At 50.9% G+C, this 11,387-nt stretch carries 7 protein-coding genes; 1 reads left to right on the top strand and 6 read right to left on the bottom strand.

What is annotated here, in order from left to right; all coding sequences use genetic code 11:
* Positions 1–406: 406 nt before the first annotated feature.
* The 6 genes from H035_RS19465 to H035_RS19450 form a co-directional block, all read right to left on the bottom strand.
* Complete coding sequence (locus tag H035_RS19465; protein WP_022949142.1) at positions 407–1,522, bottom strand: PepSY-associated TM helix domain-containing protein; 1,116 nt, start codon at positions 1,520–1,522, stop codon at positions 407–409.
* A gap of 60 nt (positions 1,523–1,582) precedes the next feature.
* Complete coding sequence (locus H035_RS0111585; protein ID WP_022949141.1) at positions 1,583–3,727, bottom strand: TonB-dependent receptor; 2,145 nt, start codon at positions 3,725–3,727, stop codon at positions 1,583–1,585.
* Between the two features lie 86 nt (positions 3,728–3,813).
* The gene (locus H035_RS19460; protein ID WP_022949140.1) at positions 3,814–6,228 is read right to left on the bottom strand and encodes a GNAT family N-acetyltransferase; all 2,415 of its coding nucleotides are present in this window, start codon (positions 6,226–6,228) and stop codon (positions 3,814–3,816) included.
* A 64-nt stretch (positions 6,229–6,292) separates the two neighbouring features.
* Positions 6,293–7,483: an MFS transporter gene (locus H035_RS0111575; RefSeq protein ID WP_026596544.1), complete on the bottom strand. Its 1,191-nt coding sequence runs from the start codon at positions 7,481–7,483 to the stop codon at positions 6,293–6,295.
* Positions 7,480–8,826 carry a lysine N(6)-hydroxylase/L-ornithine N(5)-oxygenase family protein gene (locus H035_RS19455; RefSeq protein ID WP_022949138.1) on the bottom strand — a complete coding sequence of 449 codons (1,347 nt, stop codon included), beginning with the start codon at positions 8,824–8,826 and terminating at the stop codon, positions 7,480–7,482. Before H035_RS19455 ends, H035_RS0111575 begins: the two co-directional genes overlap by 4 nt.
* On the bottom strand, positions 8,804–10,372 hold the full coding sequence (locus tag H035_RS19450) for a pyridoxal phosphate-dependent decarboxylase family protein (RefSeq protein ID WP_235044573.1): 1,569 nt from the start codon (positions 10,370–10,372) through the stop codon (positions 8,804–8,806). Before H035_RS19450 ends, H035_RS19455 begins: the two co-directional genes overlap by 23 nt.
* A 218-nt stretch (positions 10,373–10,590) precedes the next feature.
* Between H035_RS19450 and H035_RS19445 the strand changes: the two genes are divergently transcribed.
* The gene (locus H035_RS19445; RefSeq protein WP_161624026.1) at positions 10,591–11,364 is read left to right on the top strand and encodes a siderophore ferric iron reductase; all 774 of its coding nucleotides are present in this window, start codon (positions 10,591–10,593) and stop codon (positions 11,362–11,364) included.
* Positions 11,365–11,387 lie beyond the last annotated feature (23 nt).

Genomic DNA, 11,387 nt, shown 5'->3' with positions numbered 1-11,387 from the left:
GACAAAATTATTATTTATTATAAGGCATTTTTTGTGCCAAAATATATAAATGCAATTATATCAAGAGATTGCATGTGATTAGTAGTTTGGCTTTTACTTGGGTTCTGTGGCATTTGCCTGATTCGCTGTGGCATATCCCACAATGGCTGAGGGATGGTTGAAAACGATCAAAGAATTAAATCGATGTAATTAAAGTAATATTCAGTTTGTAAATATTCCATAATAAAAAATAACAACTAAAGGTATTGTTAATGCGATCCAAGATGCTATATCGCCATAGTCGTCATCTATAAGGGCTGAAATCAACCCTATGAGACTCAGGAGTGTTAAGCAGATTGGCGCAACCCAAATTTCCATTGCTTTGAGTGTTTTTTTCATATAACAATGCCAAAAAACATGAATTATTTTAAGTTTTTAACAAAGTTTCGAGTAAGTAATTATGACGTTTGATCCACAAATATAAGCCACTTCCTAATAAGAGGATTGAGAAAATATCCAAAGCGGCCCATAGAATTTTAAGCGGCATTCCGCCGTAATCGCCGAAATGCAAAGGCTGAGAAAGCAATAACATGGTTACATACCAAGGCAATTCTCGGCTATCCTCAACCACGGCACTTTCAGAATCGACGAGCACCGGTTTCAGTAACTTCGAGCTCCATGCTTTGGTTCCCTGCATGAAGGCGACATAGTGAAAAGGGGTGGAAAGGCTGGTTCCAGGGAATGCCATGAAACTCAAAACCTTATCGGGTTCGGCTTTCCGAGCGGAGTCGAGAACTTCTTGAGTGGAGGCGACCTTTTGTAAAGGTTTTCGTTTTCCATAAGCATCGGTCATGCTGGCCAGCTCCGTGGACTGCCAGTGACCGAAAATCGGAATGGCCAAGGTATTGATTACGCCGGTAGCACCAACCACTGCCAGCCAGCCCAAGGTAACAATACCGATCAAGTTATGAAGATCCAGCCACTTCAATACAGAGGAACGTCTGCGCCGTACAGTACCGAATGGCAGTTTGCGCATGAAGGGACCATACAAGACGACTCCGGATACTATCGAGGCAATTAACAAAAGTCCCATGAATCCGAGGAAAAGAGTGCCCGGCAGGCCCGAAAACATATCGTAATGCAGTCTGAACAGGAAATCCATTATCCCTTTATTCAGTGGATATTCATTTAGAAGTTTCCCGGTGCGGGCATCGTAGATCAAAAATGCCGACGGCTCGGAGGCAGTCGCTGTTTTTCCAAACCGGATAAACCAGGCATCCGGTTCTTCCAAGTCGCGTGACAAAAACTGCAGAACATCTTCAGGTTGGTGCTTTTTAGCCGCCTTGATAATTTTATCTATATTGATGTGTTCATGAAATTCTTGCATCTCAGGTGGTTTTGTCCTGTAACCCGATATATGATCAATCTCATCGTGAAAAATAAGAGGTAAACCGGTTATGCAGAGCAATAGTATAAATGCAGTACAAATTAAGCTGGTCCATTTATGAATTTGATACCACTTTATGAGAGTCGCCGGCTTCATGTTTTCTGATGTTCGAAATTATAACATAATGAGATAGTGATAAATATAATCGCGCCAATATTATAACCAGTTGAGTTCGTAGCTGATTCCAACTGTACGCCCAGGCCCTTTTGCAAAAGCGCTATTGATATTGAATGCCTGATTGACGGCTGGGAAATAATCATTGTTTAATAGGTTTCTGGCCGATATTTGCAAATGCCCCGGTCCAACTTTAAAACGGCTGATTATATCCACCAGTGCATAACCATTGACATTCCCGTTTGCAAATCCTGTAGTCGTTCCCGTATCCGGATTGCGGTCGCCGACATAAAGTAATTGCAGCCGGTTGTCCCACCAGGAAAGCGGTCGGTAGTCGAGGTACGCGGTGAGTTTAATCGGTGATATGCGGGTATTGTCCAGATCCACGGTTCCTCCGGCCTCGGAATCTCTCTCACCCTCGGCCCAAGAAAAAGTTCCGCCGATATCTAGATTGTGGAATGCGGAATAGTCCAAGGAGGCTTCGACACCCCATATTCTTTCGGCAAACTTTTGTATTGCCAGATTCGTGTCGAAGGTGGAACCATTATCGGATTCACTGAAAAATCCGACTACAGAATACTTTAGTTCACCTGTTCTTCCTCTTAGCCCGAGTTCATAATTGTTTACTTTTTCAGCTTCACTTTCAAACTGCTTGGCGTTAAATGTCGCGCCGGCACCAAAAGGTCCCGCATTGGATATCACGCGTCCAATATCGGCAACTGAAAATCCCTGGGAAAAACTAGCGAATAGATCAAGAGAATCCGTTAGGAAAAATACGGCGCTGGCATTGTAGACGGTTTCGCTGAATTCCAGGTTTCCGCCCAGCACGGTATTTTGAAATCGATTTAGTGCAACTGTATCGGTATCCACCCAGATTTGCTCGTGTCTTAATCCGCCACGCAGCAAGCCGATCGAACCCAGAGGAAGGTTCCCCTCCAGAAAGCCTGCAATGGCGTTTAGTTCCATGTTCGGAACGGCATTGCTCGTCCCTTCACCAAATTCATCCTGTACGGTTTGGTCGTTAATATAGTCAACCCCCCAGATGGCATTGAAATTGTAGTTATAGACTTCGATGGGGGTATCGATGGTTAGTCGCGTTCCGATTTTTTCTGAATTAATTTGGCCTTGATTGAACCCGGGAAAGCGCGGGAAAGTGGCCGATTGATCGCCATAATAAGCTTGTAAGTTGAGCGAGCTTCCCAAAAGGTTGCGGTTTGTATAACTCGCGCTCACGACGGTATTTTCGGTTCCCGGATCGATGATATTGGTACTTCCGGATAGGGCGGAATCGATGGGTATGGCAGGCGTTCTTCTGCTGTTCGGCGTAGGGTCTTCCGCCGTTGTGAAAGGTTCTGCACCGAAGATATAGTCCGTGTTTTGTTGATTATTCAGGTGGTTGACCATCAAATCGAAGCGCTGTCTATCTCCGTCGAAAGCATATCCCAGCTTGCCGAGCAAATCGTATTCGTTGGAGTCTGAAAAACCCCCTTGCGAACCTAAAGGATTCGGCGGTATTCGCCGCCCGTTCGCATCGAACTGACCGTTTCGGTTGACAAATGTACCCGACAGCAGATATTCAAAATTATCTGTGGTACCCGATAGGCGATGGGTGGTTTCATACGTTTGCGAATCTTCGAAATGCTCGGTCGAAAACCGGACACCCGCCTGAGAATAAGCTTCAATTGTTTGACTGGAAGGTTTTTTGGTAATGATGTTGATCAATCCTCCGCTGGCGCCAAAACCATAGACGGCGGTTCCGCCCCGAAGTACTTCTATCTGTTCAATGGAGGACGGCTCAATTGTATTTAGATCCCTGAACCCGTCTCGCAAAGGGGTTGATTGAGGAACGCCGTCAATCAAAACCAGGAAATTCCTGCCGCGAAGATCCTGGCCGAAATTGGAAACGGCTTCCGTACTGGGTCCCAGGCCGGGAACCGTATTGGCCAGAATACTGCTCAGATTTCTACTTAATCGGGCTTGCTTAGCTATTTCTTCTTTTGTGACCACGGTTACCGAGCGGCTGATCTCCGAAATCGGAGTTTCGGTGCGGGTGGCGGATACGACCACCTTATCCAGCACCTCTTTTTCGTTTTCATTCTCCTGAGCCACGATCGGCGACGCACCCAGCGCCATGATCGTGAGTATTCCAAGAATGCGCCGTGTTAAAAACATATCAATTATCAACATCTTATTATCCTTATACTAAAACAAAAATAAAAACAAATAATAACGATTATAATTAAAAAAGTTTTTCCACGAAGAAGCCGACGCAATTAACAAACATTTTCTAAATCAAATCGCCGGACTTCTGGTCGGAGTGCTGCAATCGGATTATTCAAGGTACCGGCGAATTTTAGATTTTTGGCTGGGTCCTGGAGATCGATCATCTGTTGATTGTTGCCCAATTGCAGCCTGTTCAGGCACGATCGCGCGAATTCGGGCGCGAACAAATCATAGCGTTGGAATTTGTCTGAGAGTTCGGGGTGCGCTGTTTGATAAGCCGTGACGCAGTCAGCCACTTGTTGCCAAAAACGCTGTTCGGAATAGTCGTTGTGTTCGAGCAAGATGGGCGCGACAAACCGAAAGATGCAATCGAATACATCCGTAAACAGGGACAGCACTTTGAGCACTTCCGGCACGTGGACGGACAGTCGTTGTACTTTTTCGGATAAAACGACGTCCTCGTTCATGATGGCCGTTTCTTCAGCGATATCCTTCATGATGGCCCGGACCGGCACATGGTTTTCCATCACCAGGATCAGATTTTCGCCATGCGGCATGAACACCAAATCATGGGCGTAAAAACAATGCAAAAGCGGACTTAAGTAGCAATCGAGATAGCTCTTCAACCAGCGATCGATATCCAGGCCGGAGGAGCGAATAATTTCGGGTAACAGCGCCCGACCCTCGGCATCCACGTGGAGCAGAGAGGCCATAGTGATCAGGCGTTGACCCGGCCGGATTTTCGGGATAGGGCTCTCCCGCCACAACGAGGAAAGCATCTTTTTATACGGGCTATCCTCAACGATCGCGTTTTCGAAATAAGCATTGCGATAGCCGATGGCGGCCACCTCCCGCAAGATGCTAAAACCTTTTTCGGCGAGGTAAGGGTCTTGCTCGATGAGGCTGCTTATCCAGTCGTTGATCGCGGGCGTGGTTCGCATGTAATAAGGGGACAAACCGCGCATGAAACCCATGTTGAGGATGGATAGCGCCGTTTTGACGTAGCATTTTTCAGGATGGCTCTGGTTGAAGAAAGTGCGAATCGATTGCTGGGGGCGATAAACATCCTTCCCGTAACCCAGACAAATGAGGTTGCGGTTCGCTATGTCCGCGGAAAACACGGTCGCCAGTTTATTGAACCATTGCCAGGGATGAACCGGCATCAGGTAATAATCCTCCATGGCCAAACCTTCGCTGCCCAGTTTTCGAGCAAACGCCTCCAGGGTTTCTTCACCTAGTTCCCGGGCGAGCAGTGACTGATAAGAGAGATCCTCGGAACAGGCGAACTCGGCCTTGCTCTTATGGGCGGCGAGCCAAATCAGCTTTACTGGTGCACCGGTCTCCGGAGCGTAGGTGTGGTAATCTATCGCGTCGAAGCCGATCCGGCCGTTGTTGGCCACAAAGACCGGGTGGCCTTCCAGCATCGCGGTTTCCACATCCTGAAAGTCGGCGTGGGCGAGTTCCGTGGCACTGAGTCCGGGTCGGGCGTGTTTGTACGCATTGCCGTATAGGGTGCTGGCGATCTCTTCCAGGTAGGTCGGCAGCATCGCCGGGTCCATATTCAGGCGTTCCCGGAATTCAATGAAAAAGCTCAGCGAATCGAGCGGGGCTGAATGCCCGTCGACGAGCTTTTCGATCGAATCCGAATCGATATGCCAGTGGTCCAGGCTCAGTAATTGCGCGCGAAACCGATACTCGGTGCCCGGCCGGTCGGCCGGCAATCGATAAGATTTCCAGTCGCCTTGAGTTTCGATGAGTTCCGGCTCGATCAGCAATTCGTGCGCGAATTCGCTGATTGCCTTGCGCAGATGCAGGCGATTGATGCGGGACCATCGATTTGGCTGGAGATGTTTCGTGACCCCATCCGGCGATGCGCCCAATAAACCGGGTAGGTTACCACGGTCGGCCGAACGGGCGGCCTGATATTGCGCTCGGGTGCAAAACGCGAGATAGGCCGATTTGTCGGGCATCGGAATGATTTTTTGATATTCGAAGCCCGCGCGCTTGTTGAGCGCATGAATTTTGTCGTTACGCACGTCGGGTTCCACCACCACGCGCTTCACCGTCGGGTCGGAGAATATAAAGTCCATTACCACGGTAAAGACGGTCCAGGTGAAATTCGGGATGCGTCGTTCGGCCGGTGCCACCAGAATATGCATCCCACGATCACCGGCGAGCACTTCGTAGTGCTCTCCCACGGGATCGTTTTCCGGCGGATAGGCTTCCACCAAGAAAGCCGGCTCGTCGTCGAAGAAGCCCAGAAAGACATCGGCGTGTTCGCAGGTTTCGAGGTAGGCTTGCTCCACTTCGGAAACGGAGTAGCCGACCATGCCCCAGTATTTGGCGTATTCCCGGCTGACCCAGCTTTGGACCCGGGGGATATCATCGGGGATTTGCAAAGGCCGCAGCCAAAAGCGCCCCATGTTTGAAATGTGTTTTTCGAAGCAGATATTTTCTTCACACATTGTTTGCTCCCTTGGTTGAATTTTCTGCCTGATAGCATTGCTCCCGAGCATCAACGCTCGATGCTTAGGTGGTTTGCGTACTCGCTTTAATCGCTTTAATGTCTCTCTTAAACAGCTGCAGGTAAAGAAAGGCGCTGACGACGAATCCCGTGACGGCCGTGATGAAAGGCACGCGCAACCCGGCGGTGGCGACCATGGAACCTGCGCTAAACGAAGCAAGCAGCACGCCTAAACTTTGAAAAAAGTGGATTTTGCTAAAGTTGGCGGCATAAGATGCCGGTGTGCTGAGTTCAAACACCAGCAAGTCCAAACGAACCACCGATTGGAAGAGCGCCCATCCAAACAGGCAGCGTCCGAGCAATACGACCGCCAGCTGATCGGAGGCTTGGAGGAATAGGCCGCCGGTACCCCAAAGCAGGGCGGGAACAACCCCCTCGAACGCCTTGATTTTTCTCCCGGCGTATCGATTGGACCAGAGGGCCAGCAAGGCCATAAACGCCGGAATGGCGAACACTAGGCCCGAGACGATCTCGCTCTTTAAGGCGGACAGGGTTTCCCAGTAGCGTGCAAAAAACGGCCGGATCAGGAAGGCGCTAAAGTAAAATACCAACATGATCAATGAGAGTTTGTAGATGAATGCCTTGCCACCAGATTCTGGCGAGTTGGGCGAGTCTTGATCGGTTGAAGCCGTTTGCCCTTGTGCTTTGTGATGGCCCATCAAGAAAACGCAGACCAGCATTTGGATGAAATCCCCGGCCGCCATCACCACAAATACGCGCCGAGGCTCGAAAAGCTGCAGCACCGTCCCGCCCAACAGCGCTCCGAGTATGGTGCCGAAATGCACGATTACCGAGAGCAATCCGATGGTGCCGCCGTGTTTCTCCTTGTCTTCCATACTCATGACAAACGGATAGATCAGCAAATAACTGCCTTTGAACACCAGCATGGCCAGCGAGAGCAGCCAAAATTCCACCACCGTACTCGCGTAGTAGCACGAAATGCTCAGTACCCCGGCGGCAAACTGGGTATACACCAGCAACTTCAGGGGTGGTATCTTGCTCGCCACCTTGGCCCAAAAGGGGAATGCCAGCATGACTACGAAACAACACGCGGCGATATAAGCGCCCACATACCGGGGGTCGGTAATCGAAAAGACCGTCGCAAAAAAATGGGGGTAAAACGGGACCAGCATGGAGTCGCTCATCACGGCCACCACGGTCATGGCGATCAAAAAGAATTTGAGATGCGTCTTCATGACCATGCCGATTTGGCTGGGTGCGGGGCGGTTTTCGGGGAGCCATTTTCTTCCGGGGCGGCAAACGCTTGAAACGCGATTTTGTCTTCGATCGGGTAATGTTCCCTTCCCGTCATTTCGCGGATGATGCACGAATTGCGGTAACACGCCATGCCCAAATCCGGGGTGACAAACCCGTGCGTGGGCAGCTCCGCATTTTGAACAAAGATTTCCCGGTCATCGTGATCGACCGTGTAGTGGCGATGCACATCGAACCAGCCTTGGTCGTCCCAGCGGATCCGGTCGGCGATTCCTTCCACGAACGGCGGGACGCGATAGTGGTAACCAGTTGCCAAGATCAGGCCCTGAGTGTGATGGCGATAGGATTTTTCCTGTTCGTGTTGGCGCAATGCCAGCTCGAATCGTCCCGTGGAATGGTTGAATCGTGCGTCGGTCAGCTCCGAGTTGGTCAGTAGCTTGACCCGAATGTCCGCCCAGAGGCTTTTGGTGTAGAGCAAGTCGTAAATGGCGTTGATCAGGTCGCCGTTAATGCCTTTGTATAAGTTCTTTTGCTCGCGGTTGAGTCGCGTCCGTTTGTCGGCGGGAAGATCATAAAAATAATCCACGTATTCCGGAGAGGTCATCTCCAGGGTCAGCTTGGTGTATTCCAGCGGCAAGAAACGCGGCGAGCGGGTAATCCAGTTAAGCGCGTAGTCGCGGTCGTCGATGTCCTGCAACAGGTCGTAAAAAACCTCCGCGGCGCTTTGACCGCTGCCCATCACTGTGATCGACTCTTTGGATTGCAAGTCCTGTTTGCGGGCGAGATAGTTCGACGAGTGAAGTGCGTGGCCCATCAGCGGCTCGCAACAGGCCGGCACATAGGGATTGGGGCCGGTGCCCAGCACTAGTCGCTTGGCGCGATAGGTTTGAGTGGCTCCGGTTTGGGTGCAGCACGCATGGATCAGATAGCATCCATCGCTTTTGCTGTACTGGATAGAGTGAACTTCGGTTTGAAATCGAACGTTGGGCAGTTTGCTGACGGCCCATTGGCAATACTGATTGTATTCGCGACGCAGCAGAAAAAAATTTTCCCGAATATAGAACGAGTAGATGCGCCTTTGTTCTTTGAGGTAATTCAAGAAGGTGAACGAGCTGGTCGGATCGGCCAAGGTGACCAAATCGGACAAGAACGGCGTCTGCAAATGGGCATCCTGCAGCATCATCCCCGGATGCCAGTCGAATCCTGCTGCTTTATCCAAAAACAGGCCGTTTAATTCTTTAATCGGTGCCGTAAGGCATGCCAGTCCGAGATTGAATGGCCCGATGCCGATGCCGATAAAGTCATAAGTCGTGTAGTCGTGCATTTTCCATCCCCCTTCTCAAGGAGTAGCTGTCCGGTAGAGAAACCGGTACTGAGTGATCCGTTTTCTGTTTTGCCAACGCTTCTTGCCCATGCTGCTTGATCCGTTTCAGCACGCCTTGAATGTCTTGGATCGTGGCGGCGGGATTGAGCAAGGTGCATTTCAGATAATGGTGCCCGCGAACTTTGGTGCCCGCCACCAGCGCCTCGCCCGACCGATAAAGTGCTTTTCGAATAGAAGCATTGACCTCGTCGAGGACCGCTTCTGAATGTTGACGGGACGGGTGAAAGCGAAATACCAGGGTGCTCAGCTGGGGCTGATGAATCACTTCGATCGATGGATCGGACAAAAACAGCAGGTAGGTTTGCCGGGTCAGGTGCATGACTCGATCGAAGGCCTCGCCGATGTTGCGGGCGCCTACGGTGCGAAGCGTGAGCCAAAGCTTGAGAGCATCGAAGCGCCGGGTCGTTTGCATGCTTTTGTTGACTAAATCGGGTGTGCCTTCTGGGAGCTGGTTACGTGGATTCAAATAATCGGCGTGATAGGTCACTGCCGACAGATGCCGTTTATCGCTTACCAGCAGGGCGCTGCAACTGACCGGCTGGAAAAACGATTTGTGGTAATCAACCGTCACCGAGTCCGATAGCTCGATTCCGCGTAGTAAGTGGCGGTGCTTGGGGGAAACCAGCAGACCGCAGCCATAGGCCGCATCGGTATGTACCCACATGCCCCGGGCATGGCCGAGGGTTGCAATCTCAGGCAGCGGATCGATGCTGCCGAAGTCGGTGGTGCCGGCGGTCGATACCACAGCCATCGGCAGCAAGCCTCGATCTTGACAGCGCTTTATTTCGCGGCGCAGGGCGTGCGGATCCATCCGAAAATAGCGATCGCAGGGCACCGGAATAACCGCCTCGTAGCCCAAGCCGAGCGTCGCCGCGGCCTTTTTAAGGCTGAAGTGGCCGATCTCGGAGGCGAAAATGCGCAGCTTAGCGAAATCCGCCGGCAGCCCCCGGGTTTTGATGTCATGCCCGCGTTTCGCGCAAAACCAATCCCGCGCCAATAACAATGCCATCAAATTGGACTGTGTGCCGCCGCTGGTGAATACGCCGTCGGCTTGCTTCTGTAGGCCGATTTTCCCTGCAGTCCAATCGATCAGCTTCTGCTCGATGAAGGTTGCGCCAGCGCTTTGATCCCACGTTTCCACGGCAGTATTGATCGAACTGGCAATCAACTCACCCAAAAGCGCAGGCACCACAACCGGACAATTGAGGTGGGCCGCATAGGAAGGATGATGAAAATAGACCGCGTCATCTAGATAGAGTGCCTGCACTTCCGCCAGAACTTCCGAATCTCGAGAGAAAGATTGATCCAAGTCGATGTCTCGAAACCGCTCCGCCAGTTCGTGAGGGTGAGTTCCGGTAAAAGGTTTACGTGAATTGGCGATGTTCCGATGCACCAGTTCCAGCCCCTGTAATATTGCCTCTTTATAGCGCTTCAAGTTTTGTGCATTGAATAGAAAATCACGGGCCGATTTGCCGCTTTGGCCCACCTCGGAATCGCTCTCAATCGTCTTTAAAACCGATGCGTCATTTGTCATGGCTTGCCATGTCTTTCCTGTTCTTCGTGATCAATCGAGTTGTGTTTCTGCTTTGAACACATTTAGCCCTAACTCCTGTTCAGTTTTAACAATGTAAGTACGAATCATTATCATTAAGTGTTATATTCATGTCAAGACGCAAATGGGCGACATTTATCAAGATGCCAAGATTGTCTACTTTAACCCTCGAACAGCATCACGCCTTGAGCCAGTTGCTCGTGCTGGCAGGCGATTTATATCCTCACCTGCCAGGGCGGATCGGAGCGGCCGAAGAAAATGACATCCTGATCGGCAGGGACAACCGGCAGGAATTGCAAGCGCTCTATGACCACTGGCGCCAAAGCTTTCCCGCAGCGGGACGCCCTTATTGGTCGACCCGGATTTGGACGCAGCTCGTCTGGCAGCCGGTGTTTCTCGCCGTTATCGGCGTCCATGGAAGAGGAATAGCACCTTCGTTGATTTCCTTGAGCCAGAAGATTGAAAAAGGGGTAGTGACAGGCTATGCGATTACCGATACCCGTTTTTATGCGGGTGAGGTGAATTCACTCATTAGGCGTGCTGGAAGAGATTTGCGCCGGATCGCCGATGAATTGCTCCACAAGTTGAACGGTGTTGCCCGGCTACGCCGACTCAATGCGCTGCGACTGACCGCCGACTGTGTGCTCTCGGCGCTTATTCAGCTACAACGAGTCAAGCCGGGGCTATCCCATGCTGAAATCCAGCGACTGGGTTCGCAATGGCTGTCGGCCATGAATCTTGAAAATGCAAGCGCTTTGATGAGAATCCGATCGCCAGACGGTCGGGAATGCTTGGCCTTGAACCGAAAAGCCTGTTGCATGCATTTTCTGCGGGAAGAGGGCGAGTTGTGCGCCACCTGTCCAAGGCAAAAAATGCCCGTTCGAAGGCAACGGTTGGAATCGGAGTGTGATGCTGGAATCGAATGATATTATTTCTTACTGCACTGATC

Source organism: Methylohalobius crimeensis 10Ki (genome assembly GCF_000421465.1).
GTDB lineage: Bacteria > Pseudomonadota > Gammaproteobacteria > Methylococcales > Methylothermaceae > Methylohalobius > Methylohalobius crimeensis.
The sequence above is the reverse complement of the archived record's forward strand: the minus strand, read 5'-3'. Positions and strand labels throughout refer to the sequence as shown.

Coding starts and splice junctions, on each gene's coding strand:
- H035_RS19465 (WP_022949142.1), bottom strand. CDS start 1,522: ATGAAGCCGGCGACTCTCATAAAGTGGTATCAAATTCATAAATGGACC.
- H035_RS0111585 (WP_022949141.1), bottom strand. CDS start 3,727: ATGTTGATAATTGATATGTTTTTAACACGGCGCATTCTTGGAATACTC.
- H035_RS19460 (WP_022949140.1), bottom strand. CDS start 6,228: ATGTGTGAAGAAAATATCTGCTTCGAAAAACACATTTCAAACATGGGG.
- H035_RS0111575 (WP_026596544.1), bottom strand. CDS start 7,483: ATGAAGACGCATCTCAAATTCTTTTTGATCGCCATGACCGTGGTGGCC.
- H035_RS19455 (WP_022949138.1), bottom strand. CDS start 8,826: ATGCACGACTACACGACTTATGACTTTATCGGCATCGGCATCGGGCCA.